This is a genomic window from Bradyrhizobium lablabi (assembly GCF_900141755.1).
Classification (GTDB): Bacteria; Pseudomonadota; Alphaproteobacteria; order Rhizobiales; family Xanthobacteraceae; genus Bradyrhizobium; species Bradyrhizobium lablabi_A.
Window position 1 is genome coordinate 1,422,282 of the sequence record NZ_LT670844.1, and the last position, 25,382, is coordinate 1,447,663.

Annotated in this window: 22 protein-coding genes; 7 read left to right on the forward strand and 15 right to left on the reverse strand. The window is 62.8% G+C overall.

Going from position 1 to position 25,382, the window contains the following annotated elements:
* Window positions 1-32 precede the first annotated feature (32 nt).
* The 6 genes from B5526_RS06800 to ltnD form a co-directional block, all read right to left on the reverse strand.
* A complete protein-coding gene (locus tag B5526_RS06800) occupies window positions 33-1,229 on the reverse strand; it encodes an efflux RND transporter periplasmic adaptor subunit (protein WP_079537521.1) in 1,197 nt (398 codons plus the stop codon).
* Window positions 1,219-4,398 (reverse strand): efflux RND transporter permease subunit, encoded by a 3,180-nt coding sequence (locus B5526_RS06805; RefSeq protein ID WP_079537522.1) that lies wholly within the window; start codon window positions 4,396-4,398, stop codon window positions 1,219-1,221. Before B5526_RS06805 ends, B5526_RS06800 begins: the two co-directional genes overlap by 11 nt.
* A gap of 335 nt (window positions 4,399-4,733) precedes the next feature.
* Window positions 4,734-6,425 carry a methyl-accepting chemotaxis protein gene (locus B5526_RS06810; RefSeq protein ID WP_079544751.1) on the reverse strand — a complete coding sequence of 564 codons (1,692 nt, stop codon included), beginning with the start codon at window positions 6,423-6,425 and terminating at the stop codon, window positions 4,734-4,736.
* A gap of 155 nt (window positions 6,426-6,580) precedes the next feature.
* Window positions 6,581-7,858, reverse strand: a complete 1,278-nt coding sequence (otnK, locus tag B5526_RS06815) for a 3-oxo-tetronate kinase (protein ID WP_079537523.1) — start codon at window positions 7,856-7,858, stop codon at window positions 6,581-6,583.
* The gene (gene otnI / locus B5526_RS06820; protein WP_079537524.1) at window positions 7,855-8,637 is read right to left on the reverse strand and encodes a 2-oxo-tetronate isomerase; all 783 of its coding nucleotides are present in this window, start codon (window positions 8,635-8,637) and stop codon (window positions 7,855-7,857) included. The genes otnK and otnI overlap by 4 nt, the downstream gene beginning before the upstream one ends.
* 19 nt (window positions 8,638-8,656) lie before the next feature.
* Window positions 8,657-9,577: an L-threonate dehydrogenase gene (ltnD, locus tag B5526_RS06825; RefSeq protein ID WP_079544752.1), complete on the reverse strand. Its 921-nt coding sequence runs from the start codon at window positions 9,575-9,577 to the stop codon at window positions 8,657-8,659.
* 119 nt (window positions 9,578-9,696) lie between these two features.
* Here ltnD and B5526_RS06830 point away from each other — a divergent pair, with 119 nt between their 5' ends.
* Complete coding sequence (locus B5526_RS06830) at window positions 9,697-10,356, forward strand: aldolase (RefSeq protein ID WP_154071175.1); 660 nt, start codon at window positions 9,697-9,699, stop codon at window positions 10,354-10,356.
* Between the two features lie 153 nt (window positions 10,357-10,509).
* On the opposite strand, the gene B5526_RS06835 is transcribed toward B5526_RS06830, so the two are convergent.
* The 6 genes from B5526_RS06835 to B5526_RS06860 all read right to left on the reverse strand — a co-directional run bounded on the left by B5526_RS06835 (window position 10,510) and on the right by B5526_RS06860 (window position 16,094).
* Window positions 10,510-11,214, reverse strand: coding sequence for an ABC transporter ATP-binding protein (locus B5526_RS06835; RefSeq protein WP_079537526.1), 705 nt, complete (start codon window positions 11,212-11,214; stop codon window positions 10,510-10,512).
* Window positions 11,198-11,929, reverse strand: coding sequence for an ABC transporter ATP-binding protein (locus tag B5526_RS06840; RefSeq protein WP_079537527.1), 732 nt, complete (start codon window positions 11,927-11,929; stop codon window positions 11,198-11,200). Before B5526_RS06840 ends, B5526_RS06835 begins: the two co-directional genes overlap by 17 nt.
* Window positions 11,926-12,906 carry a branched-chain amino acid ABC transporter permease gene (locus B5526_RS06845; RefSeq protein ID WP_079537528.1) on the reverse strand — a complete coding sequence of 327 codons (981 nt, stop codon included), beginning with the start codon at window positions 12,904-12,906 and terminating at the stop codon, window positions 11,926-11,928. The genes B5526_RS06840 and B5526_RS06845 overlap by 4 nt, the downstream gene beginning before the upstream one ends.
* Window positions 12,906-13,784, reverse strand: coding sequence for a branched-chain amino acid ABC transporter permease (locus tag B5526_RS06850; RefSeq protein WP_079537529.1), 879 nt, complete (start codon window positions 13,782-13,784; stop codon window positions 12,906-12,908). The genes B5526_RS06845 and B5526_RS06850 overlap by 1 nt, the downstream gene beginning before the upstream one ends.
* A 160-nt stretch (window positions 13,785-13,944) precedes the next feature.
* On the reverse strand, window positions 13,945-15,189 hold the full coding sequence (locus B5526_RS06855) for an ABC transporter substrate-binding protein (protein ID WP_079537530.1): 1,245 nt from the start codon (window positions 15,187-15,189) through the stop codon (window positions 13,945-13,947).
* 86 nt (window positions 15,190-15,275) lie between these two features.
* The gene (locus B5526_RS06860) at window positions 15,276-16,094 is read right to left on the reverse strand and encodes a putative hydro-lyase (protein WP_079537531.1); all 819 of its coding nucleotides are present in this window, start codon (window positions 16,092-16,094) and stop codon (window positions 15,276-15,278) included.
* Window positions 16,095-16,209: 115 nt separating this feature from the next.
* Between B5526_RS06860 and B5526_RS06865 the strand changes: the two genes are divergently transcribed.
* The 3 genes from B5526_RS06865 (at window position 16,210) to B5526_RS06875 (ending at window position 19,497) form a co-directional block, all read left to right on the forward strand.
* Window positions 16,210-17,127 (forward strand): LysR family transcriptional regulator, encoded by a 918-nt coding sequence (locus B5526_RS06865; protein WP_079537532.1) that lies wholly within the window; start codon window positions 16,210-16,212, stop codon window positions 17,125-17,127.
* Between the two features lie 188 nt (window positions 17,128-17,315).
* Entirely contained in the window at window positions 17,316-18,566 is a 1,251-nt protein-coding gene (locus B5526_RS06870) for a Zn-dependent hydrolase (RefSeq protein ID WP_079537533.1), read from the forward strand.
* Window positions 18,567-18,585: 19 nt separating this feature from the next.
* Window positions 18,586-19,497, forward strand: a complete 912-nt coding sequence (locus tag B5526_RS06875; protein ID WP_079537534.1) for an NAD(P)-dependent oxidoreductase — start codon at window positions 18,586-18,588, stop codon at window positions 19,495-19,497.
* A 132-nt stretch (window positions 19,498-19,629) separates the two neighbouring features.
* Here the strand turns inward: B5526_RS06875 and B5526_RS06880 are convergent, their stop codons facing one another.
* Entirely contained in the window at window positions 19,630-20,709 is a 1,080-nt protein-coding gene (locus B5526_RS06880) for a tartrate dehydrogenase (RefSeq protein WP_079537535.1), read from the reverse strand.
* Window positions 20,710-20,897: 188 nt separating this feature from the next.
* Here B5526_RS06880 and B5526_RS06885 point away from each other — a divergent pair, with 188 nt between their 5' ends.
* Window positions 20,898-21,674 (forward strand): SDR family oxidoreductase, encoded by a 777-nt coding sequence (locus B5526_RS06885; RefSeq protein WP_079537536.1) that lies wholly within the window; start codon window positions 20,898-20,900, stop codon window positions 21,672-21,674.
* 142 nt (window positions 21,675-21,816) lie between these two features.
* Here B5526_RS06885 and B5526_RS06890 read toward each other — a convergent pair whose 3' ends face one another.
* Window positions 21,817-22,656 (reverse strand): alpha/beta hydrolase, encoded by an 840-nt coding sequence (locus B5526_RS06890; protein WP_079537537.1) that lies wholly within the window; start codon window positions 22,654-22,656, stop codon window positions 21,817-21,819.
* A 103-nt stretch (window positions 22,657-22,759) separates the two neighbouring features.
* Between B5526_RS06890 and B5526_RS06895 the strand changes: the two genes are divergently transcribed.
* Complete coding sequence (locus tag B5526_RS06895) at window positions 22,760-24,184, forward strand: amidase (protein WP_244562209.1); 1,425 nt, start codon at window positions 22,760-22,762, stop codon at window positions 24,182-24,184.
* A gap of 136 nt (window positions 24,185-24,320) precedes the next feature.
* On the opposite strand, the gene B5526_RS06900 is transcribed toward B5526_RS06895, so the two are convergent.
* Complete coding sequence (locus B5526_RS06900) at window positions 24,321-25,007, reverse strand: helix-turn-helix domain-containing protein (protein WP_244562210.1); 687 nt, start codon at window positions 25,005-25,007, stop codon at window positions 24,321-24,323.
* A 156-nt stretch (window positions 25,008-25,163) separates the two neighbouring features.
* Here B5526_RS06900 and B5526_RS06905 point away from each other — a divergent pair, with 156 nt between their 5' ends.
* Window positions 25,164-25,379, forward strand: a complete 216-nt coding sequence (locus tag B5526_RS06905; RefSeq protein WP_079537540.1) for a ferredoxin — start codon at window positions 25,164-25,166, stop codon at window positions 25,377-25,379.
* The last annotated feature ends 3 nt before the right edge of the window (window positions 25,380-25,382 follow it).

Below are 25,382 nucleotides of genomic sequence, written 5' to 3' on the forward strand. Positions count from 1 at the left end.
AAGCCGGACGATGACCGCAGAAAGAGCCCGCCCTAGCCCTTGCCGTCCGGCCGCTCCGAGATCCGCGCCGGCTTGGCACCCTTGGCGCCGGCGATGCGGACCTGGTCGCCGTCGGCGATGCCGTCGGGCGGCGCGACAATGACGCGATCCGTCGGGGAGATACCCGACCCCAGCTCGATTTCCTTGCCGAGATCGCGGGCGATGGTCACGGTCTTGAACAGCACCTTGTCGTCATTGCCTACGGTCGCGACCCGCAGACCATTCTGGTTGAAGATCAGGGCGCTGGCCGGAATATGCAGCGGCACGGTGTCGCGCTGCAGGCTGAGGCGCACATTGGCGTAGCCGCCCGGCATCAACTCGCTCTTGGAATTGTCGAGCGCAAGCTGCATCCGCGTGGTGCCGGAGGAAACATCGACCGATTGCGAGGAGGCTTCGACCGTGGCGTCGAAGGTGCGGTTCGGATATTCCGGCATCGAAATGACCGCCTTGGCGCCGATCTTGATCGCGGGCACGTAGGTCTGGGGCACGTTGACATAGACCCGCAGTTTGCTGATGTCTGATATCACGAACATCGCAGGGCCGCTTCCGCCGCCTGCATTGATCAGCGCGCCGACGTCGGTATCGCGGGCGGTGACCACGCCGTCGAACGGCACGGTAATCTTCTTGTAGCCGGCCAGCGCCTCCAGCCGCTCGACATTGGCCTGGCCGGATTTGACCGCGGCCTTCTTGTTGGAGAGATCGGCGGAGCGCTCGTCGATCTCCTGCATCGAGACGAAATTCGAGGCGATCAACGTCTTGCGCCGGGTTAGCGTCGCTTCGGACAGTTTGGCGCTCGCCTCGGCGCTGGCGAGATCGGCACGGGCCTGCAGCAATTGCTGGTCGAGATCGGGCGCCTCGATTTCGGCGATCACTTCGCCGGCCTTGACCTTGGCGCCGATGTCGACGCTCCAGCTTTTCAGATAACCGCTGACCCGCGCCAGGATCGGCGCGCGATAATAGGCTTCCAGCCGCCCCGGCAGATCGATCGTCGCATTCAGCACCCGGGCGTCGGGCAGCACCACGGCGACCGTCGGGATCGCCTGGTTGTCGGTCCATTCACGCAGCTTTTCGCTGGAGTCCTCGCGCGCCCGAATTCCCGTCACCACGACCAGAACCGCGGCGATACCGGCGACGACGGCAAGGATGCCCAACTTCCGGCGGGAGACCGGCGAGTTTTGGTCAGTGGGCATGCGAAGTCTCCGTTACGGCGGCAGCTTTGGCGCCTTGCTTCTTGTGTACCATACTAAAGACCACGGGAACGAACATCAGGGTAGCTACGGTTGCGAATATCAGCCCTCCGACCACGGCACGTCCGAGCGGCGCGTTCTGTTCGCCGCCCTCGCCAAGCGCCAGCGCCATCGGCGTCATGCCGATGATCATCGCCAGCGCCGTCATCAGCACGGGACGAAAACGCACAAAACCGGCTTCGATCGCGGCCGCCACCGGATCGCCCAGTTCTTCATAGCGCTCGCGGGCAAAGCTGATCACCAGCACGCTGTTCGCGGTCGCAACGCCCATGCACATGATCGCGCCAGTCAATGCCGGAACCGACAGCGTGGTCTCCGTCGTGAACAGCATCCAGACGATGCCGGCGAGCGCGGATGGCAGTGCAGTGATGATCACGAACGGGTCGGACCAGGACTGGAAGTTCACCACGATCAGGAGATAGATCAGCACGACCGCCGCGAGCAGTCCGAACAACAGTCCGGAGAACGCGCTGTTCATGGTCTGCACCTGGCCGAGCAAAACCACGGATGAGCCCTTCGGCACCTCTTTCGCGGTATCCGCGATCACAGCCCTGACGTCGGCCGCCACCGCGCCGAGATCGCGCCCTTGCGGGGTCGCGTAGATCTGCACCATCGGCTGGATGTCGTATTGGGAAACCACCGCGCTCGAGGTCGATCGCTTGATGTCGGCGATGCCGCCGAGGATCGGCGGCACAGCGGTGCTGGCGGCGGTGATCGGCAGGGTTTCCAGCGCGCTCAAGGAATCGATCTGGAATTGCGGCGTCTGCATCACGATCGAATAGGAAACGCCGTTGTCCGGGTTGAGATAATAAGTCGGCGCGACCTGGGAGCTGCCGGCCAGATTGACGACGAGGCTGTTGGTGACGTCGCGCTCGGTCAAGCCGACATATTGCGCGCGGGTGCGGTCGACATCGATATTGAAGCTCGGATTGTTCGGCGACTGCTGGATCCGGGCATCGGCAATGCCGGGAATTTTGCGAATCCGGCTCAGCAATCTGTTGGCATAGGCAAAGTTCGCATTCACATCGGCGCCGCGCACCTGAAGGTCGATCGGTGCCGGCGCGCCGAAATTGAGGATCTGGCTGACGATGTCGGCCGGCAGGAACGCGAACGTCATCCCCGGAAAGGCGCGCGGCAGCTGCTCGCGCATGGCCTGGACGTATTCGCTGGTCGGCCGGTGGCCCTCCTTCAGCTTGATCTGGATATCGCCGTCCTGCGAGCCGATCAGGCCGGTGTTGTTGTAGGTCATGTTGATGCCGGAGATCGGCATGCCGATGTTGTCGGCAAGCGTGTCGATCTCGCCGGGTGGAATGATCTTGCGGATCGCCTTCTGCACCTCGGCGAACTGGTTGGCGCTTTCCTCGACGCGGGTACCGACCTGGGTGCGGACATGCATCAGGATCGAGCCGGCATCGACTGCGGGAAAGAAGTTTCGGCCGAGATAAGGCACCAGCAGAAACGAAGCTCCGACGAGGCCTAAAAACCCAATGACAAAAATCGGCCGCCGCTGCATCGCCAGCGTCAGGAGATCGCGGTAGCCGCCGCGGATGCGCTCGAACCGCGCCTCGAAGCCGCGCTGAAACCACACCAGCGGATTGCGCGTCGGCGGCGCCTCGCCCTCATGGTGCTCATGCGGCTGCAACAAGTACTTCGCCATCGTCGGCACCAGCGTGCGCGACAGGATGAACGACCATATCATGGCGAACATCACGGCTTCGGCCATCGGCACGAACAGAAACCGCGCCACGCCGGTCAGGAAGAACATCGGCACGAACACGATGCAGATACACAACAGCGAGACGAAGGCCGGCGTCACGATCTGGTTGGCGCCGTCCATGATCGATTGCTCGACCTGTTTGCCCTGCTCCAGATGGTAGTTGATGTTCTCGATGGTGACGGTGGCGTCGTCGACGAGGATGCCGACCGCGAGCGCGAGGCCGCCGAGCGTCATGATGTTGAGGGTCTCGCCGATCGCCGACAACATCACGATCGCGCCGAGCACCGAGAGCGGGATCGAGACCGCGATGATAACGGTCGAGCGCCAGCTGCCGAGGAACAACAGGATCATCACGCTGGTCAATAACGCGGCGATGACCCCTTCAAAGGCAACGCCGGTGATGGCGCCGCGCACGAAAAGGGACTGATCGCCGATGAAGCCGATCTTGAGCGCGTCGGGGAGCTGGTCCTTGACGTCGATCACCTTCTGCTTGATGCCGGCGATGATATCGAGCGTCGAGATCGATCCCGCCTTCAGCACCATCATCAAGACCGAACGGTTGCCGTCGACATGAACGATATTGGTTTGCGGCGGATTGCCGTCGCGCACGCTGGCGACGTCGCGGACATAGACCATCGCGCCGTTCACTGTCTTGATCGGCAGGTCGCCGAGGTCTTCCATCTTCAAGGGCGAGTTGTTGAGCTGGATGTTGTATTCGAACTGGCCGATCTTCTGCGTTCCGACCGGCGTAATCAGGTTTTGCGCGGCGAGCGCGTTGGCGACGTCCTGTCCCGACAATCCGCGGGCCTGCAGCGCCGTCGAGTTGAGATCGATCTGCACCTGGCGCTGCTTGCCGCCGAACGGATACGGGATCGCGGCGCCGGGCACTGTGACCAGCGGCGTGCGCAGCTGGTTGATGCCGATGTCGGCGAGGTTTTGTTCGGTAAGGCCCTCGCCCGACAAGGCGACCTGGATGATCGGAACGGTTGACGCGCTGTAGTTCAGGATCAACGGCGGCGTCGCACCCGGCGGCATCTGTTTCAGAAGGGTCTGCGAAATCGCGGTGACCTGGGCGTTGGCGGTGCGGATATCGACGTTCGGCTGAAAGAAGATCTTGATGATGCCGAAGCCATTATAGGAATTGGCAACGATATGTTCGATATCGTTGACGGTCGTCGTCAGCGCGCGCTGAAACGGGGTGGTGATACGGCCGGCCATCTGGTCCGGCGGCAGGCCGGTATATTGCCAGACCACGCCGATCACGGGGATACGAATGTCCGGGAAAATATCGGTCGGCGTGCGCAGCGCGGCGAGCGGTCCGACAATCAACAGAAGCAGCGCCAGCACGACGAATGTATAGGGCCGGCTGAGCGCAATGCGTACCAGTGCGATCATGAAATAGGCATTCCCCGAAACAGAAAAGGGCGCAGAACTCGCGCCAAAGGTCAATTGACCGTATGCTGATTTACCCGAACCGCGGCAAAATAGCCAAGGTCCAGCACGCCGCCGATATTCACTTCCGCGATACCGGCCTGTCGGCGATGCCGGCCGCGGACGGAAGCTCTCGTCTTCTCAAAGTATGACCGGAAATGCAGGCAGCGTTTTCAGCCTCTTTTTCTAATCGCCCGAAAAAGGTTCTTTCCTAATCATCCGAAAAAGGTTCGCTTTCTCCTTATGGCCGGGCTTCGTTATGGAGCCGCACTCCATTGGCTGCTCTTTGAGTCACATTCTCAGGCTGCCCGCACCGAGGTCAGGAACTTGCTGACTTCGATTTTGAGCCGGTTGCTGTCGCCGGACAGCGACTGCGCCGCGGAGAGCACTTGGGAAGAGGCCGATCCGGTCTCGCTGGCGCCGCGCTGCACGTCGGTGATGTTGGAGGATACCTGCATGGTGCCCTGGGCGGCCTGCTGCACGTTGCGGGAAATCTCCTGCGTCGCCGCGCCCTGCTCTTCCACGGCGGCCGCAATCGTCGAGGAGATCTCCGACAGTTTTTCGATGGTGCCGCTAATCTCCTTGATGGCGTTGACCGACTCTTGCGTCGCCGCCTGGATGCCGGTGATCTGGGTACCGATCTCGCCGGTCGCCTTGGCGGTCTGCTCGGCGAGTGCCTTCACCTCGGACGCCACCACGGCAAAACCGCGGCCCGCTTCGCCGGCGCGCGCCGCCTCGATGGTCGCATTCAGGGCTAACAGGTTGGTCTGTCCGGCAATGGTGTTGATCAGTTCGACCACGTCGCCGATGCGGCTAGCTGCCTTCGAGAGTTCGCTGACGCGATCGTTGGTCTTGCGCGCCTGATCGACGGCATCGGTCGCCATCCGCGCCGAGTCCTGCACCTGGCGGCTGATCTCGTTGACGGAGGAGGCCATTTCTTCGGTGGCGGAAGCCACCGACTGCACGTTGGTGGAAGCTTCTTCGGAGGCCGCGGCGACCATCGTGGTCAGCTCCCGCGACCGCTCGGCGGTGGCGGTCAGCGTGCCGGCCGAGGCCTCGAGCTGTGCCGAGGCAGAGGATACGGTATTGACGATACCGCCGATCATCGATTCGAAATCGCGCGTGATGCCGTCGACCCGGCGGCCGCGCTCGATCTTGGCTTCGGCGTCAAGCGCTGCGGCTTCATCGGCGGCTTTCTTCGCGATCAGCGCCTCCTTGAACACCTGCAAGGTGTCCGCCATGGCGCCGATTTCGGTCTTCTCACCCTGATGCGGCACCTGCGCGGTGAGATCTCCGCCGCCCAGCGCCTGCATCGGCTCGACGATGGAGGCGATGCCGCGCGAGACATCGCGAATCAGATAGAAGCCGACGGCAATTCCGACGATGATGGCGATGCCGAGGATGGCGGCGAGCATGATGAAGGCGGAGGTGTAATTGTCGGCCGCGTCCCTGGCGGCCTTGTCGGCGCCGGCGTTGTTGAGCTCGATGCCCTTCTTCAGGATGTTGTCGGCCTCGATCCCGATCTTGTTCACCGTCTTGGTATTCAGTTCGTGCGCTTCATGGGGAAAATGGCCGGGGCTCTTGCGTGACAGCGCCACGACCTCCTCGGTGCCCTTCTTGTAGCTCTCCCACAGCCTGACCCAGTCATTGTACAAGGCGCGCTCTTCCGGAGTCGTAATCAGTGCCTCGTAGCTCTGCCGGATTCTCATGTTGCTATCGATGACGGTCGCCAAAACCTTTTCCGTCGCGTCCTTTTCCTCGATGGTTTCGCCGAGCATGTGCTCCCGGATCGCGTTGCGATAGGCGATGACGCCGGCGCGCAGATCGCCGAGCACGCGCACACTCGGCAACCAGCTGGTAGCGATGTCCACGGTATTGGCGTTGATCGCCCGCATATTCCAGACCGCCAAAAGGCCCATGCCCGTCACCGCAACGAGCAGGAAGGCAACGACGGCGGTGATCTTGGCGCGGATCGAGAACTTGGCGAACATCAGGGGAATCTTTCGGGTTTGGAGCGCAGTGGTGCTTACGAAGCAAGGCGGCGGAATGCCCGCCTGCATCAAAGCCGATGCGGGCTGAGTTTTTGTTAACCCGATTCTTCTTAAAGTTCCGTAAGACTACGCAGCACCGGGGAAATACGGGGTGCTTAGCGCATCAGCTTGAGCGCATCGGAGAAAAATTCCGGGCCGCCGAAATTGCCTGATTTCAGCGCAAGCAGCATGTCGCCGTCCCTTGCGCCGACCGCGCGCAATACCGGCACACCGGCGGCGATTTCCGCGCCCACCAGAAAGCCCGGAATTCCCAGCCGATCCACGACAGCGCCGGAGGTTTCGCCGCCGGCGACCACCAGCCGCCGCACGCCCGATTGCACCAAACCTTCCGCGATATCGGCCATCGCCTGCTCGATCGCTTGTCCCGCGGCATCGCGGCCATGGCGGGCCTGCAACGCCGCTACTTTGTCAGGCGTCGAACTAGAGGCGATCAGGATCGGGCCCTCGCCGAGCCGTTCCCTCGCCCAGGATAACGCGCGCCGGGCTTCCTCTCTCCCCGCGACGACGCGGTCGGGATCGAGATACAAAACCGGCATCGCCTTCTCGGCGTTGGCGATCTGCTGCAACGTCGCCTGCGAGCAACTGCCGGCAAGACACGCCGCAGGTCCCCCTACCGCTGCGTCGGTAGCGGCGTTCGGGGCATTCGGTTTGACTTTGCCCGAGGCGACCAGCGCGCGGGCAAGGCCGAGGCCGAGACCGGATGCGCCGACGGAGACGCGATGGTCCAGCGCGACCGTGCCGATGGTTTCGAGATCGCGTTCGAAAACGGCGTCGGCGATGGCCGCGCCGATGCCGTTCTTTGCAAGATCGGCAAGGCGCGCGCGGACGGCCTCCGGCCCGCGCGCGATCACGGCGAGATCGACCAGACCCACTTTTGCCCGGCTTTGGCGCGCCAGCACCCGCACCAGGCTGGAATCATGCATCGGATTGAGCGGATGATCTTTTAGGGGACTTTCGTTCAGCGGCACCACACCCACGAACAGATTGCCCATATAGACGGTGCGGCCGGTTTCCGGAAACGCCGGCGTCACCAATACGATGGTGTCGCCGGAATCGGCGCGCAGCGCGTCCATCACCGGTCCGATATTGCCGGCGTCGGTGGAATCGAAGGTCGAGCAGATCTTGAACAGCACATGGTCCGCGCCTCGCCCGCGCAGCCATTGTTCGGCCGCGCGCGAACGCGATACCGCAAGGCCCACCTCGATCGAGCGGCTTTTCAGCGACACCACCACCGCATCGACCTCGGGCAATCTCAAATCGTCGGAGGGCACGCCGATGGTCTGCACCGTGCGCAGGCCACAACGTGTCAGCGTGTTGGCGAGATCGGAGGCGCCGGTATAGTCGTCGGCGATGCAGCCCAAGACAAGGGTCACGGTTTTGCTCCGGCATAGGGCTTGAACCAGGCAAGGCCGTCGGTGGTCTTGCCGCGCGGGTTATATTCACAGCCGACAAAGCCGCCATAGCCGAGCCGGTCCAGTTCCTTGAACAGGAACGGATAGTTCAACTCCTCGCCATCAGGCTCGTGGCGCGAGGGGATGCTGGCGATCTGGATGTGGCCGATGATCGGCATCATCTCGCGCAGTCGCATGGTTACATCGCCGTGGATGATCTGGCAGTGATAGATGTCGAACTGCAGCTTCAGATTGGGAATTTCCAGCTCAACGATCAAATCGCGCGCGAAGTTAAAATCGTTGAGAAAATAGCCGGGCACGTTGCGCGGGTTGATCGGCTCGATCACGACGTCGAGGCCATGAGCCATCAGAAACTCGGCGGTCCATACCACCGATCGCGTGAACGCCGCCTCGGCCTGCGGATCCCTGCGGTCGGCGATGCCCGCCATCAGATGCAACCGCTTGACGCCGGTCGCCTGCGCGTAAGGCAGCGCGGTGCGCACGCTGTCCTGCAGGTCGCCAAAACGATCAGGCAGCGCCGCAAATCCCTTTTCGCCGGCCTCCCAGTTGCCCGGCGGCAGATTGAACAGCGCCTGGGTCAGCCCGTTACCGCGCAGCCGCTCGCCGATGGCGTCGGCGGGAAAATCGTAAGGAAACAGGAATTCGACGGCGGTAAATCCCGCTTTCGCCGCCGCCTCGAAACGGTCGAGGAACGGCACTTCGTTGAACATCATCGTCAGATTGGCGGCGAAACGGGGCATTGCGGTCCTCTTGTTCGTTCTATTTCGGCTCACCGGGCAGCTTCGTGCCCGAGATGCGTCCGTAGAGCCGCGCTACCGAGGCATCGTCGTCGCGGCCCATGCCGGAAGCCGACGCCATCAGGAACATCTGCAGCGCTGCGGACGCCAGCGTCGCCGGAAATCTGGCGTTGCGTGCCATGTCCTGGACGATGCCGAGGTCCTTGACAAAAATCTCCACCGCGCTGCGCGGCTTGTAGTCGCCGGCGATCACATGCGGCATGCGGTTCTCGAACATCCAGGAATTGCCGGCGGAGGCCGTGATCACCTCATAGACTTTTTGCAGATCAAGCCCTTGCCGGGCGGCAAACGTAATCGCTTCGGAGGCGGCGGCGATATGAACGCCGGCCAAAAGCTGGTTGATCATCTTGAACGCGGCGCCGTGGCCGGCGGCATCGCCAAGCTCGTAGAGTTTTGCCGCCATGGCATCGAGCGCCGGCCGCGCCTTGGCAAAGGCGGCAGCGCTCCCCGAGGCCAAAATGGTCAACTCGCCCTGCGCCGCGCGCTGCGCGCCTCCCGAGATCGGCGCGTCGAGATAATGCCGGCCGGTCGCTTCCAACTGCTTTGCGAGCCGCTTTGCCACTTCCGGATCCATGGTCGCGGAGGAGACGAACACCGTATCCTTCGCCATCGTTTCGACAACACCGTCCTTGCCAAACAAAATGGTTTCGGTTTGGGCGGCATTGAGGACGACGCTGATGACGATATCGGCCCCTTTTGCGGCTTCCGCCGGTGTTTTAGCGCCTTTGCCGCCGTCGGCAACGAACCGCGCAACAAGGTCGCCCGCGACATCGCAGCCGGTTACGTCAAAGTCCTTGCGGCGAAGCGAGGTCGCCATGCCAAATCCCATCGAGCCCAGCCCGATGACGGCGATACGCGGTTTTGCAGTTCTGGATTCAGGCATCGGCATTTCCTCAAACGGGTTCCTCGTCAGCCGAAATTCGAAAACGGCCTTTGTCTCTCCGTATCACGGCTTGGCCGCGCTGCCAAAGCATGAGACAAGGCGGCAAAGAGGATGCTGCCATGACCGAAAGCAATATCCGCGAAGAAATCTGCCGGCTCGGCCGTTCGCTGTTCGAGCGCGGGCTGACGCCGGGGTCGTCGGGTAATATCAGCGTCAAGCTCGACGACGGCGGGTGGCTGGTGACGCCGACCAATGCCTCGCTCGGCTTTCTCGACCCGGCACGGCTGTCGCGGCTTTCACCCGACGGCCGGCTCGCCTCCGGCGATGCCCCGACCAAGGAAGTGCCGCTGCACACCGCGCTCTATCAGACCCGCAACGCCGCGCGCGCCGTGGTGCATCTGCACTCGACGCATTCGGTCGCGCTCTCGATGCTGCCGGAGATCGACCCGCGCGCCGCGCTGCCGCCGATGACGGCGTATTATTTGATGAAATGCGGCGCCACCGCACTGGTGCCCTACTATCGACCGGGCGATCCGGCGGTGGCGGATGCCATCAAGGGGCTCGCTGGGAAATATTCATCGGTGCTGCTCGCCAATCACGGCCCGGTGGTCTCCGGTGACACCCTGGAAGCCGCAGTGTTTGCGATCGAGGAACTGGAAGAGACAGCAAAGCTCTATTTACTGCTGCGCGGGTTGAACCCAAGGTATCTGACGCCGGAGCAGGTTTCGGATTTGGTGAAGGCATTTGGGCTCACGCTGCCGGAACATGGGCACGACTAACCTCTCCACGTCATGGCCGGGCTCGTCCCGGCGATCCACGTCTTTAGTGCCTCAAGAAAGTAAGACGTGGATGCCTGGGACAAGCCCGGGCATGACGGCGGAACCGAAGCGTGGATTGCTTCGTCGCTGCGCTCCTCGCAATGACGATTGAGGCTACAATCCCAGATACGCTTTCCGCACATCTGGATTGCCCTTGATGTCCACCGCCCTACCCTGCATCAGCACGCGGCCGGTTTGCAGGATGTAGGCGCGGTCGGCGATGTCCAGGCACTCGGCCATGCGCTGCTCGACGATCAATACGGTCATGCCGGCGTCGCGGATTTGCTTTACCGCGGCAAAGATTTCGTCGACCAGCTTTGGCATGATGCCTTGCGACGGTTCGTCCAGCATCAGAAGGCGCGGCCGCGTCATCAGCGCGCGGCCGATCGCGAGCATTTGCTGCTCGCCGCCGCTTAGCGTCTCGGCGCGTTGCTCCAGGCGTTCGGATAATCGCGGAAACAAATTGAACACCAGTTTAAGCGGCGCGTCGCGATCGGTTTCGCCGCGATACATGTAGCTGCCGAGCCGCAGATTGTCGTGCACCGACAGCCGCGGAAACAGCCGTCGGTTTTCCGGCACATAGGCGATGCCGCGCGCGGTGATGATGTGCTGCGCCAGGCCGTCGATCCGCGCGCCGTCGAAGGTGACAGAGCCGGCGCGCGGACGTTCGGCGCCGGCGATGGATTTTAACAATGTCGATTTGCCGGCACCGTTAGCGCCGGCGACGCAAACGATCTCGCCCTTGGCGACCTCGATGCTCACCGAAGAGATCGCGACCAATCCCTGATAGGCGGTGGTGACTTCATGCACCGACAGCATGACGATCCCCAAGATAAGCGCTGATGACTTTCGGATCGCGCACGATGTCGGCCGGTTTTCCCTCGACCAGCACCTTGCCGAGATCGAGCACGATGGCGCGGTCGACCAGCGGCATCACGATCTCCATGACGTGCTCGACCATCAGCACGGTGACGCCGGAAGCGCGCACTTTCCGCACCAGTTCCACGCCGGTCTGGGCCTCGATCGGCGTCAACCCGGTGAGCACTTCGTCGAGCAGCAGCAGCTTTGGTTCGGTCGCAAGCGCGCGGGCCACCTCGAGCCGGCGTTTTTCCGACGGGATCAATTCGCTGGCGAGCACGTCGGCGCGCGCGGCGAGACCGCAAAATTCCAGCACGTCATGGGCCTTGCGGCGGGCCTCGCGCATCACGGTGGTGCGGACCAAGGCGCCTACGATAACGTTGTCGATGACGCTCATGGTTTCAAAGCTTTTGACGACCTGAAACGTGCGTGCGATGCCGCGCTGGCAGCGCTCCGCCGCCGGCAATGCGGTGACGTCCTCGCCGTCGAACATGAGCGAGCCTTGGGTCGGCGGCAGCACGCCCGCGATAAGGTTGAACAATGTCGACTTGCCGGCGCCGTTAGGGCCGATCAGGCCGACGATCTCGCCGCGCCCGACCGAAATCGAGATATCGCTGTTGGCGATCAGACCGCCAAAGCGTTGCCAGACGCCGCGGGTTTCGAGTAGCGGCGTCATCGCGCGGTTCCCTTGCGACGGCGCGAGAACAGTCCGACCAGCCCTTCGGGCCGCGCCAGCGAGATCAGCACGATCAGCGTGCCATAGACGATCAGGTCGACGCCGCGGCCGGAGCCGCCGATGTAGGAGCGCGTGAGTTCAGTGAGCGGGATCAGGATGACGGCGCCGAGCACCGGTCCCCACAACGTGCCGATGCCGCCGAGCACCGCGGGCAGCGCCATCAACAGCGAGAACTGAAAACCCATGACGCTTTCGGGATCGATATAGGACACGAACTGCGCGTAAAAACTGCCGCCGACCGCGGTGAGAAAGGCCGAGACCGCCGCGGCGCCCATCTTGGAATTGAACACGACCACGCCGAGACTCTCGGCGGCGTCCGGATTGTCCTTCACCGCGCGCCACCAATAGCCCCATTTGGAATCCTCCAGCCACCAGGTCACGAGCCAGGCGATGCAGGCCAGCACCAGCGCGAAATAGAAATAGGGAAGCTTGCTGCGCGTGAACTGAAAGGTAAGCCAGCTGTCGTGGCGCACGGGAATGTCGATGCCGAGCGCGGCACCGGCCCAATTCCAATTCTGGAACAGTAACAGCGCAGTCTCGGCGATGACGATGGTGGCAATGACAAAGTAGTGGCCGCGCAATCGGAAACAGGGATAGCCGAGCGCCATCGCAAAAGCTGCCGATATCAGGCCGCCGCCGATCATGCCGAACCACGGCAGCAGGCCGAATTTGGTAAAGAGAAGCGCTGTGGTGTAGGCGCCCAATCCAAAATACAGCGCATGGCCGAGCGAGATCTGCCCGCAATAGCCGGAGAGGATATTCCAGCTCTGCGACAGCGCCGCGTACAGCAGGGTCAGCACCATGATGTTCTGGACGTAGACGTCCTTGACGAACAGCGGCACCAGCGCTGCGATGATCGCAAAGCATGCGGCAACCAACAAATCGCGGCGGCGGCGCTCGGCAAATGTCTTGTCCATCAGATCGACCCGAACAGGCCGCGCGGCCGGATGAAGACCACCAGCAGATAGACCGCGTAGATGCCGACCGATTTCAGCGAAGGCGGCAGGATTAGTGCGGTGGATGCCTCGACCAGACCGACGAGGATGCCGCCGGCAAAGGCGCCGAACACGCTGCCAAACCCGCCGAGCGCCACCGTGACATAGGCGATCAGGGCAAAGGAAGCGCCGACATCGGGATAGATGTAGAAGAACATCGCCATGATCGCGCCGGCCAGCCCGACCAGCGCGGCGCCAAGACCCCAGCCGAGCGCGAACACGCGGTTCTTGTCGATGCCGACCAGCGCCACGGCGCCGGCGTCCTCGCGCGTGGCCTCAAGGGCGCGGCCGAAATCGGTGCGGTTGATGAAAAAATACAGCCCGACAAAGGCCGCGATCGACACCACCGCGCCGGCGAGCTGCGGCACTGGCAGGAAAATGCCGGCGACCGAGACTGTCTTGCCGCCCAGCCACGAATGGGTGACGCTGCGATAGTCCGGTGTGAAGAAATACTGCGCGAGCCCGCGCATCACGATGGCGAGCCCGAAGGTCGAAAAGATCTGCACCATGCCGGCGTTGGCTTTGGCGCGCACGGCAAAGCGCACGATCAGGAGATAGACAACCGCGCCTAACACGAACAGCGCCGCCGCGACCAATGGCGCCGCCAGCAAGGGATCGACGGCAAAGAACGCGAACAGGAAGAACGTCGCGTACATCGCGATCATGAGGAATTCGCCATGGGCGAAATTCACCACGTCCATCAGGCCGAAGATCAGCGCCAGCCCCACGGCGATCAGACCGTAGAGCAGCCCCATCAGGAGCCCGCTGGCGAGAGACTGGATGATGGTTTCGGCGGTCACCGGTGTTGCTCCAGGCCAACAGCCTCATCCTGAGGAGCGCGCATCGCGCGCGTCTCGAAGGATGGCCGCGAGTCCGTGCGTTGCCTCCATCCTTCGAGACGCTTGCTTCGCAAGCTCCTCAGGATGAGGGCGCGCGCCGCGGTGTGACGCGCGCGCGGCCTCACTTCATCGGCCAGACGGCTTCGGCGACGGCGGCCTGCGGCGGGGAGATGGTGACGAACTTGCCGCCGACATATTGCAACAGCACCGGATCGGCATCGTTGTTCTGGCCCATCTCGTCGAATTTTATCCGATTCCACGGCATGATGGTCTGCTCGCCGGGGATATCGGTTAGAGCCAGCGCTTCGCGGATCTTGTCGCCGTCAGTGGACTTGGCGCGATTGATGGCATCGGCCATGACGATCAGGCCCATGAACTGCCGCGAGGTGAGGTCATTAAAGTCCTTGCCGGACTTTTCCTTGAACATGGCGTTGATCTTGCCGACCATCGGCCGCTTGGTGGCGAGATCAAGCGAAAAAGTGCCGCGCGAGATCACGCCTTCGAGCTTGTCGCCCACCGCGTCATACAGCGCCTTCTCCGAGAAGCCCGCGTCCTGCGCGACGATGGCGTTGGGCTTGTAGCCGAGTTCGGCCATGGTCTTGACCAGAAGGATGCCGTCGGTGGTGTAGCTCGAGGGCATCAGCACGTCGGCGTTGGCGGCCTTGAGCTGCTGCACTTCGGCGGACAGTGACGGCGAGTTGGAGCGGTATTTGATATCGGCGACCACCTTGTAGCCGCGATCGTTGGCCAGCTTGAGCTGAGCGTTGGCCGAGTCGGTGCCGAAGATCGTGTCCTCGTGGAACAGCGCCAGCGTCTCGATCTTGGTGCCCTTCTTCTTCATGGCATCGAAGAAATCGAACATCGCCGCCGAGTACATCTCGTCATGGGGCGCGGCGCGGAAATAGAACTTTAGGCCGCGGCGATGCAGGCTCGGCGAGGAATTGTCCGCCGAGATGAAGGGAATCTGATAGCGCTCGCAGACCTGGCTGACGGTGACAGCGACCGCGCTCTGATAGGTGCCGATCACGGCGCAGACCTTTTCCTGGGTGATCAGGCGTTCGGTCTCGGCGCGGCCCTTCTGCGGATCGGACTGGTGGTCGGCAAACACCAGCCGGATCTTGGCGCCGCCGAGGCCGGGCAACCCTTCGTCCTTGGCCAGCGGCAGATCGAAATCATACTTCTTGTTGATGATTTCGAGAGCGGTCTCGTACGCCTTTTGCGCATCGACGCCGATCTGCGCGTTGGCGCCGGAGAAGGGATAGGTCAAGCCGATCACCACTTCGGTGGTCTGCGCGCGGCCGGCGATCGGAAGCAGCGCAGCCGTGGCGGTGGCCCCAAGCAATACATTTCGGCGAGTGATCGTCATACCAAAATCCTCTGTGTGATGCGAAAGCTATCGATGAAACGTTTGAAGTTTGCGGTAAAGCCTGAAAGTGCAGCAAACGCTGCCCATTAAAGCACGGCCAATTGCTTGTTCCGCAAATCCGTCACCAGCATCAATCCCGGCGCGTGCGTGATCGCAAACGGCAGCTTTGCCGCTGCGATCACCGCTTGCGGGGTGACGCCGCAGGCCCAAAACACCGGGATCTCATCGGCTTCCACCGGAACGGGATCGCCATAATCCGGCTTGGCGATATCCTTGATCCCGATCGAATGCGGATGGCCGAGATGAACCGGCGCGCCATGCACGGAAGGAAATCGCGAGGTGATCTGCACCGCGCGGATCGCATCCGCAGGCTTGAACGGCCGCATCGACACCACCATGGGGCCGGCGAACGGACCCGACGGGTGGCACGCGATATTGGTGCGGTACATCGGCACGCGCACCTTGCGCTCGATGTGACGGATCGGCAGGTCGTCCGCCATCAGCGCTTCCTCGAATGAAAACGAGCAGCCGAGCACAAACGCGACCAGATCGTCGCGCCAATGCGCCATGATGTCGGTCGGCTCGTCGGCCACCTCGCCGTCGCGCCACACGCGATAACGCGGCACATCGGTACGGATATCGAGGTCGATCCCGAGCGAGGGAATACGCGGGTCGCCGACGTCGGACATGCCGATGATCGGGCACGGTTTCGGATTGAGCTGGCAAAACCGGTGAAACGACGCCGCGAGTTTTTCGGGCAGGATCGCGAGATTGCCCTGGACAAAGCCATTGGCGATGCCGGCCGTGGTCGAGGCCATGCCTGCCCGGCACGCCAGCCGCGCCTGCAGGCTCGGAAGCGGGTCTTTTTCGCCGTGAAGCTGCGGCTCTGCCACTAAAACGGTCATCACATCGCCCTGCCTATTATCTCGACAGGAGTGAAACCTATGTCTACTATAAAGTCTAATCTTCCTTTCTAATTGAAATCGATAAATCTAAATTATCGATGGGAGTTTTGGGCTGATGGTGGATTTCAAGTCGATCGAGACCTTCCTGTGGGTGGCGACCTTGGGCAGTTTTCGCGGGGCGGCGCAGCGGCTGAACACCACCCAGCCGGCGATCTCGCAGCGGATCGCCCAGCTCGAACGCGAGATGGGGGTAAAACTCCTGCACCGCGACCACCGCGTGGCCTCGCCGACCCCCGGCGGCCGCCAGTTGATGGTCTATGCGGAAAAGCTGATCGGGCTGCGCTCGGAAATGATGGCGGCGGTCGGCGACCGCTCGGCCATGCGCGGCGTGTTGCGGCTCGGCGTCGCCGAGACCATCGTGCACACCTGGCTGCCGCGGCTGATCAAGAGCCTCAACACCACCTATCCCAACCTGTCACTGGAGATCGAAGTCGATATCACCCCGAACCTGCAAGCGCGGCTGTTGGCGCAGGAGATCGAGCTCGGCTTCGTGCTCGGCCCATTGTCAACACCCAGCGTACGCAGCCGCGTGCTGTGCGATTATCCGGTCGGTTTCCTGGCCAGTCCCGGGCTCGGCCTCGGCAATGGCCCGCTGACGGTCCACGACCTCGCAAAATTTCCGATCATCACTTTTCCGAGCAAGACCCAACCTTACGAGATCGTGCGCTCGCTGTTCAACCGGCCCGGTCTGCCGCCAATCCGGCTGCACGCCAGCGCGTCGCTGGCGACCGTGGTCCACATGGCGATCGAGGGGCTCGGCGTCGCGGTCATCCCCACCGCGATCGTCGAGAACGAAATGGCCGACGGGCGATTGCAACTGCTGTCGACCGACCTCACGATCGCGCCGCTGACGTTTTCGGCGAGCTGGCTGGAATCCCCCGACACGGTTGCGGTCGAACTCGTCGCCGAGCTCGCAAGCCGGATCGCGCAGTCGAGCACCTTGGTTGACGCGCCGCCGCCGGCGCGGCATTGAAAAGCTCGGTTCACCTCTCCCCGCTTGCGGGGAGAGGTCGGATTGCGAAGCAATCCGGGTGAGGGGGTACCGGTCTATCGATGGGCACCAGCTTCGCGGATAGCCCCCCTCACCCCGACCCTCTCCCCGCAAGCGGGGAGAGGGAGAAGTAGAGCAGTCACCGTGTCCAAGAGTTCTGGAACCGCCGCATGAGCCCCGTCGCATCCAATCTTCAGATCGATTCCGCCCGTCTCTGGGATACCATTCACGAAACCGCAAAATTCGGCGCCACGCCAAAAGGCGGCGTGCGGCGGCTGACGCTTGGCCCTGAAGACAAGCAGGTGCGCGACTGGTTCCGCAAGTCGTGCGAGGCGGCCGGCCTCGAGGTGCATGTCGACACGCTGGGTTCGATGTTCGCGCTTCGCAAAGGACGCGACATGTCGAAGCCGCCGATCGGGCTGGGCTCGCATCTCGATACGCAACCGACCGGCGGCAAGTTCGACGGCGTGCTCGGCACGCTCGCCGCGCTCGAAGTGGTGCGCACGCTCAACGATGCCGGGATCGAAACCGAAATGCCGATCTGCATCGTCAACTGGACCAACGAAGAGGGCTCGCGCTTTGCGCCGGCCATGATGGCGTCCGCCGCCTATGTCGGCGATTTCACCACCGACGATATCTTGTCGCGCAGGGATGCAGAGGGCGTCACGGTGGGCGAGGCGCTCGACAGCATCGGCTATCGCGGCGAGAAGCCGGTGGGCACCCAGAAATTTTCAAACTTTGTCGAACTGCACATCGAGCAGGGGCCGATCCTTGAAGCCGAAGGCAAGACCATCGGCGTGGTCGATTCCGGCCAGGGCGTGTTGTGGTATGACGGCAAGATCACGGGCTTTGAGAGCCACGCCGGCTCGACCCCGATGCCGCTCCGCCGCGACGCGCTGGCAACCCTGTCGGAGATCGTGCTGGCGATGGAGAGCATTGCGAAAAAACGCGGCCCCAACGCGGTCGGCACCATCGGCGAAGCCGTGATTGCAAAACCCTCGCGCAACGTCATTCCCGGCGAGATTGCCTTCACCATGGATTGCCGCAGTTCCGATGCCGCGATTATGGCCGCGCTCGATAAGGATCTGCGCGCGGCAATTTCGGAAATCGCGGCGCGGCGCAAGGTCGAGGTCGCGCTCGATCTGGTCTGGCACAAGCCGCCGACCCATTTCGACGCCAAACTGGTCGATGCGGTGGAACATGCCGCCAAGGCGCTCGGCTATTCACACCGCCGCATCACCTCCGGCGCCGGTCACGACGCCTGCAATCTCAACACCATCATGCCCACGGCGATGGTGTTCGTGCCCTGCAAGGACGGCGTCAGCCACAACGAGCTCGAGGATGCCACGCAAGCCGATTGCACGGCAGGCGCCAACGTGTTGATGCATACGGTGCTGGCGCTCGCCGGCGTCGCTTCCTGAGAAGAGTGGGAGATTTTCGGTGCGCGGTGTATTTGTCGATGCCAATGAATCGCTGGCGGTGATTTTCGAACGGCTGAACAAGCCCGGCGATCCGCCGGTGCGTATCAACCGCGATCCCGACATCAAATCAGACCAGATGCCCGCCTTGCTCGACGGCGCCGAGATCGTCGTCATCGATCACACGGCGTTGCCGACCGACGTCGCGCGACGCTGCACCGGGCTAAAGCACGTCGTCTTCCTCGGCACCGGCGCCCGCAGCTACATGAATCCGGACGAGCTCGCCGAGCTTGGCATCGAAGTTCACCTCATAAAAGGCTATGGCGACACCGCGGTCGCCGAATGCGCGATCGCGCTGATGTGGGAGGCCGCGCGCGGCATCGCGAAAATGGATCGCGAGATGCGCGCCGGCAACTGGCTGCGCGAAGACGCCATGCAGTTGACCGGCAAGACGCTCGGCCTGATCGGGTTCGGCGGCATCGCCGCCGAAGTGGCCCGCATCGCGCTCGGCGGCGGCATGCGCGTCATCGCCTGGAACCGGACGCCCAAAAAATTTGCCGGGGTCGAATTCGTGGATATCGATACGCTGTTGGCGCAGAGCCAAATCATCTCGCTGCATCTGTTGTTGAACGACGAAACCCGAGGGTTCATCACCCGCGAGCGCATCGCGGCGATGAAGCCGGGCGTCATCCTCGTCAACACCGCCCGCGGCGCCATCGTGGACGAGGCCGCGATGATCGATGCGTTGAAGTCGGGCCACATCCGGCATGCCGGGCTCGACGTTTTCAACATCGAGCCGCTGCCAAAGGATCATCCGCTGACGAAATTGCAAAACGTGACGCTGTCGGCGCATTCGGCGTTCCGCACCCCCGAGGCGAGCGAGAATCTGATTGGTGCAGCGTGGGAGCATTGCCGGCGGATTGTGAAGGGGTAACCCACCTCGTCGTCCCGGCCTTGAGCCGGGACCCATAACCACAGGCCGGCGTTGTCGCGCGAGGCTGAGGCCACAGCGCAACATCACAACAGACAGTTGTGGTTATGGGTCCCTGCTTAGAGGTGGCGCGGGCTACTCCACCATCTCCGCGACCGCCTTGCCGCAAGCCGTGGTGTCGGCATTGCCGCCGAGATCCCGCGTGCGCAGCGTACGTTCGCCGAGCGTGCGCTCGATTGCGGTGACGATCGCCGCCGCGGCCGGCTTCTCGCCGAGATGCTCCAGCATCATCGCGCCGGACCAGATCATGCCGATCGGATTGGCAATCCCCTGCCCCGCGATATCGGGCGCCGAGCCATGCACCGGCTCGAACACGGACGGGAAATTGCCTTCCGGATTGATGTTGCCCGAGGGCGCAATCCCGATGGTACCGGTGCAGGCCGGACCGAGATCGGACAGGATATCGCCGAACAGGTTGGAGCCGACCACGACGTCGAACCAGTCCGGGTGCAGCACAAAATTCGCGGTGAGGATGTCGATGTGGTACTTGTCCCACTTCACCTTGGGATAGGCTTTCGCCATCGCCTCGACGCGCTCGTCCCAATACGGCATCGTGATCGAAATCCCGTTGGACTTGGTCGCCGAGGTCAGATGCTTCTTCGGCCGCGACTGCGCCAGATCGAATGCGAATTTTAAGATGCGATCGACGCCGGTACGGGTCATGATGGTTTCCTGGATCACGAATTCGCGCTCGGTCCCCGGGAACATTCGCCCGCCGACGGACGAGTATTCGCCTTCAGTGTTCTCGCGCACCACCCAGAAATCGATATCGCCGGGCTTGCGGTTCGCAAGCGGCGACGGCACTCCCGGCATCAGCCGCACCGGGCGCAGATTGACGTACTGGTCGAATTCCCGGCGGAATTTGATCAGCGACCCCCACAAGGAAATGTGATCGGGGATTTTGGCCGGCCAGCCGACCGCGCCGAAATAGATCGCGTCGTGTTTGCCGATCTTTTCCTTCCAATCCTCCGGCATCATCTCGCCGTGCTTTTCGTAATAATCCCAGGACGCGAAGTCGAACTGATCGAAATGCACGGCCACACCGTGCTTTTTCGCCGCCATCTCCAGCACGCGCAGGCCTTCCGGCACCACCTCCTTGCCGATGCCGTCGCCGGCAATGACCGCGATCCGATATGGCTTTCTTCCGTTGCTCATCGATAGTTTCCTTATTCGTCTGGCCGCGCCGGCAACGCCCCTGATCTGCTCCGATTGCAATGGACCAAAGTTTGTCACGGTGCAACGGTGCAGTGCAATGTTGACCGCTTCCGCGACCCCAGCCTAACAATTAAAAACTTCCCGAGGACGCTTAAATCAAACGTCTCCCCCACCAAGAGAGAAAACCCATGGACCTGCATTTGCGCGGCAAGCGCGTCCTGATCACGGGCGCATCGAAGGGCATCGGCGCTGCCGCTGCCGAAGCCTTTGCCGAAGAAGGCTGCCATCTCCGTCTTGCCGCCCGCAGCGGCGACCAATTGAAGGCGCTTGCCGAGCGTCTGCGCTCGGCCCATCAGATCGACGCCACGGCCCATGTCGTAGACCTCCGCAAGGGCGAGGATATTGCGAAGCTCGCGAAAGACGCAGCCGATATCGACATCCTCGTCAACAATGCCGGTGACATTCCGGGCGGCTCGATCGACAAGATCGACGAGGCGACCTGGCGCCACGCCTGGGAGCTGAAAGTGTTCGGCTATATCAATCTGACGCGGGCGATCTACGCGCAGATGAAGGCACGCGGGCACGGCGTGATCGTCAACGACATCGGCGCCGCCGGTGAAAAATTCGACGCCAATTACATCTGCGGCAGCGCCGGCAACGCCGCGCTGATGGCTTTTACCCGCGCGTTAGGCGGAAAGAGCCTAGCCGACAACATCCGCGTGGTCGGCATCAATCCGGGCCCGGTCGGCACCGATCGCCACGTCACGCTGCTCAAGACGCGTGCAAAACATCAATTCGGCGACGAGAACCGCTACAAGGAATTCCAGAAGGGCCTGCCGCTCGGCCGCCCCGCGCACGCCCGCGAAATCGGCGACCTGATGGCGTTCTTGGCCTCCGACCGCTCCGGCTATACGTCGGGGGTGATCTTTACTGTCGATGGCGGGATCAGTGCGGGTTGGGGGTAGTGCACGGCCTGCCCAGATCGCGAGACGCGAGCGATCACTCTCAGTCGTCATGCCCGCGCTTGTCGCGGGCATCCACGTCTTTCCTTGGCGCAACAAGACGTGGATGGCCGGGACAAGCCCGGCCATGACGAACATCCTAGTCTCACTCGCACAACTGCCTGACCAACGTCGTAATCCGCCCACCCGGCGCGATCATCTCGTGCATGATCGTAAAATGGTCGGCGCCGGGAATTTCCTCGTAACTGACCGGCAATCCGAACCTCGCGCGATGGCAGGCAAAATCCGCACTCTGCTTGCGGAGCAGCGGCAACTCTGCGCTGCCAGCGACCAGCGCCAGCGGCTTTGTCGCGCCGCCTTGCTGCAGCATCGGCGAGTTGCGCCGCGACATTCCCTCATCGAGCTTTAGTTTGTCGTTGAGATAGCTGTGTCGGATCGGCTCGAGGTCGTAGATGCCGCTGATGCCGATTCCCGCTTTCACCTGCGGATGCGCCAGCGCCATCGCCGTCAGATGGCCGCCGGCGGACCAACCGGACACCACGATTCCGTCAGCATCACCGCCGAGCGCGGGCAACCGTTCGGCGAGAGAACCGATGCCGGCGTGTATCTCGGCGACGATCTCATCCAGCGTCGCCTCCGGCGCCAGCGTGTAGCCGATCAGCGCGACATTGATGCCATGCGCTAGCGGACCTTCGGCAAATAGCGCAAAAACTTCCTTGGCGCGAAGCTGCCAATAGCCGCCGTGGATGAACAAAAGCGTCGGCGCCTTTTCGCGCGCTTTGAGAAAGTCGATGCGATTGCGCTCGCGCGGACCGTAGCGCAGGTCGAGATGTCCGGAATGGCGCGCCCGCATTACAGCCGAGCGGCGCTCCCAGCCGGCGACGATGTCGGCGCTTCCCTTGACCGCAACGCCGTTGTTGAGGCCGAGGTCAAGCGCTTCCCGGCTCATGCCGCGCCAGTCAGGCGCGTCGAACGGCGTAGCCATGCGTTAGTCTCCGATGATGGTGCGTTGTCGTGCGTTTCCTCTTGCCCGAAAATGTTTTACAGCACTACCGGCCGCCGAGAAGCGGAACGAACGGAGAAACATGGTGGGATCCGATCAAGAACTGGTGCGGGCGACGGCGTGCGCCGTGGTCGACAAGCTCAAGGCCGGCGAAATCACGCCGCTCGATCTGCTCGACGTGCTGGAACGGCGGATCGGGCAAGTCGACGGCAAGGTCAACGCCCTGCCGACGCTTTGCTTCGATCGCGCCCGCGACCATGCGAGGGCGCTGATGAAAAAACCAGCCGGCGAGCGCGGCCTGCTCGCCGGGCTGCCGCTGCCGATCAAGGACCTCACCAATGTCGAGGGCGTGCGGACCACGCAGGGCTCGCCGATCTACCGGGACACGATCTCGGCGCGCTCCGATATCGTGGTCGAACACCTCGAAGCCAATGGCGGCGTGATCTACGCCAAATCCAACACCCCGGAATTCGGCGCCGGCGCCAACACTTTCAATGAGGTGTTTGGCCCAACCCTCAACCCCTGGGACCTCACGCGCTCCGCCGCCGGCTCCTCCGGCGGTGCCGCGGTCGCGCTTGCGACCGGCACCGCGTGGCTCGCGCATGGCAGCGACATGGGCGGCTCGCTGCGCAACCCCGCAAGTTTTTGCGGCATCGTCGGGATGCGGCCCAGCATCGGCCGGGTTGCGCATTCCCCCGCCTTCAAGATCGATCGCAATCTGACGGTGCACGGCCCGATGGCGCGCAATATCGAGGACGCAGCACTATTGCTCGACGCCATGAGCGGCGAGCATCCGGCCGATCCGTTATCGCTCCCCGTGCTACCGACCTCGTTCTTGTCCGCCGCGCGCTCCGGAGAGAGGCCGAAGCGCATCGCTTATTCGCCCGACCTCGGCATCACCCCGGTCGATCCCGAAGTTGCCGCCATCACACGGAAGGCGGCTGAACGCTTCGCCGAGGCAGGCGTAATTGTCGAAGAAGCCCATCCGGACCTGCGCGAGGCGCACGAATGTTTCCATGTGCTGCGCGCGTTCGATTTTGCCATCAGCAAGGCGGCGCTGCTGCGCACCAAGCGCGACCAGCTCAAGCCCGAGGTGATCTGGAACATCGAGGAAGGCCTGAAACTTTCGGTCGAGCAGCTCGAACGCGCCGAAGCCCAGCGGGTCGCGATGGCCGCGCGCACACTTGAATTCTTCAAGACCTACGATCTGCTGCTGGCGCCGGCCACTATTGTGGCGCCGTTTCCGGTCGAGAACCGTTATGTCGCCGAATGTGCAGGCGTAAAATTCGACAATTACGTCCAGTGGCTCGCGATCGTCTACGCCATCACGCTGGCGTGCTGCCCGGCACTGTCGCTGCCGTGCGGGTTTACCGCGTCAGGCCTGCCGGTCGGCTTGCAGATCGTGGCGCCGTCGCGTGGCGAGGCGCAGCTTCTTGCGGGAGCAAAAATGCTGGAGGACATTTTGGGGATACGCGGCACGACACCGATCGACCCGAGGCCTGCGAAGTAGCTTCCCCTCATGGTGAGGAGGCGCTCTTGCGCCGTCTCGAACCATGAGGCCACGGTGGCTTCCCCATCCTTCGAGACGCGGCCAAGAGGCCGCTCCTCAGGATGAGGAAGAGCACGAGCCGCCGCAGTTCAAGCCGCTACTTCGCCGGCCTGTCCGCCCGCGCCTCGTGCTGCAACTGCAAAAACATCGCCAACGCGAGACGGTCGATCATTTCCGGCTCCTGGAGCGAGACAAGTTTTGGCTTGTGCAGCACCGCGTTGACCAGGGTGCCGAACATCATCTGAAACGCGAAGCCGATGCTGCGCTTCTTCGCCTCGATCCGGCCGCGGCCCATCCGCGCCAGCAGTAACGGCGTGGCGAGATCGACCATGGCGCCTCCGGTGGTGCGGATGGTTCCCCACCGGTCCGGATAGATGCTCTCGAATTGCGAGGCGGCGCGGACGACGCCATCGTTGCGGCGCACCACTTCGACGGCGACTTCGACCACCCTTCGACACGCCGCTTCCAGCCCGCTGCCGAGATTGTCCTCATCGGCGACCGCCGCGCGGACGGCGGCGAGCGCCCGCGTGACCGCAAGCGACATCAGCGCATTGAAGAAGGCATCCTTGCTTTCGAAGCGGCCATAGAAGGCGCCGATGGTGACGCCGACGCGCGTGCACAAATCCTCGATCGAAAGTTCATCGAGCGAACGCTCGCGCAACATCAGGGCGGCGGCTTCCAGGAGCGCAACCGAAGTTTCCTGGCTGCGGCGCTGCCGCGTCGGCAGGATGCCGGGGAGGTCCCGAACGGTAAGCCAGTCCGTCGGCTGTCCATCTGCGGTCACGCGATCATCCAAATTTGTATTGACGGCAATATTATAGTCATGCCTATATTTCGGTACAATAGAAAACAGCGCGCCCTCTGAAGGGATCGAAGCGCGAAGCATGGCCGGCCGGTGCGCGAAGCGGTCGCGGGCGACGGTAAAGGGAGGTCAAGTCGAATGTCGAAATCCCCCAGATTGAGGCTGCGCGTCGACCAGGAGAAGTGTCAGGGACACGCCCGCTGCAAGTCGCTGGCGCCCGAACTGTTCGAGCTCGACGAATACGGCAACGCACACGAAGTCGGCGACGGCTCCGTGCCCGCGGGGCTCGAGGACAAGGCATGGCTTGCGCAGGCGAATTGCCCGGAAATCGCAATCGAAGTGACCGAGGAATGAATC

Bases quoted from the DNA above. Each gene is read 5' to 3' on its own strand.
- B5526_RS06800 (WP_079537521.1), bottom strand. From the start codon at position 1,229: ATGCCCACTGACCAAAACTCGCCGGTCTCCCGCCGGAAGTTGGGCATC.
- B5526_RS06805 (WP_079537522.1), bottom strand. From the start codon at position 4,398: ATGATCGCACTGGTACGCATTGCGCTCAGCCGGCCCTATACATTCGTC.
- B5526_RS06810 (WP_079544751.1), bottom strand. From the start codon at position 6,425: ATGTTCGCCAAGTTCTCGATCCGCGCCAAGATCACCGCCGTCGTTGCC.
- otnI (WP_079537524.1), bottom strand. From the start codon at position 8,637: ATGCCCCGTTTCGCCGCCAATCTGACGATGATGTTCAACGAAGTGCCG.
- ltnD (WP_079544752.1), bottom strand. From the start codon at position 9,577: ATGCCTGAATCCAGAACTGCAAAACCGCGTATCGCCGTCATCGGGCTG.
- B5526_RS06830 (WP_154071175.1), top strand. From the start codon at position 9,697: ATGACCGAAAGCAATATCCGCGAAGAAATCTGCCGGCTCGGCCGTTCG.
- B5526_RS06835 (WP_079537526.1), bottom strand. From the start codon at position 11,214: ATGCTGTCGGTGCATGAAGTCACCACCGCCTATCAGGGATTGGTCGCG.
- B5526_RS06840 (WP_079537527.1), bottom strand. From the start codon at position 11,929: ATGACGCCGCTACTCGAAACCCGCGGCGTCTGGCAACGCTTTGGCGGT.
- B5526_RS06845 (WP_079537528.1), bottom strand. From the start codon at position 12,906: ATGGACAAGACATTTGCCGAGCGCCGCCGCCGCGATTTGTTGGTTGCC.
- B5526_RS06855 (WP_079537530.1), bottom strand. From the start codon at position 15,189: ATGACGATCACTCGCCGAAATGTATTGCTTGGGGCCACCGCCACGGCT.
- B5526_RS06860 (WP_079537531.1), bottom strand. From the start codon at position 16,094: ATGACCGTTTTAGTGGCAGAGCCGCAGCTTCACGGCGAAAAAGACCCG.
- B5526_RS06865 (WP_079537532.1), top strand. From the start codon at position 16,210: ATGGTGGATTTCAAGTCGATCGAGACCTTCCTGTGGGTGGCGACCTTG.
- B5526_RS06870 (WP_079537533.1), top strand. From the start codon at position 17,316: ATGAGCCCCGTCGCATCCAATCTTCAGATCGATTCCGCCCGTCTCTGG.
- B5526_RS06880 (WP_079537535.1), bottom strand. From the start codon at position 20,709: ATGAGCAACGGAAGAAAGCCATATCGGATCGCGGTCATTGCCGGCGAC.
- B5526_RS06885 (WP_079537536.1), top strand. From the start codon at position 20,898: ATGGACCTGCATTTGCGCGGCAAGCGCGTCCTGATCACGGGCGCATCG.
- B5526_RS06890 (WP_079537537.1), bottom strand. From the start codon at position 22,656: ATGGCTACGCCGTTCGACGCGCCTGACTGGCGCGGCATGAGCCGGGAA.
- B5526_RS06905 (WP_079537540.1), top strand. From the start codon at position 25,164: ATGTCGAAATCCCCCAGATTGAGGCTGCGCGTCGACCAGGAGAAGTGT.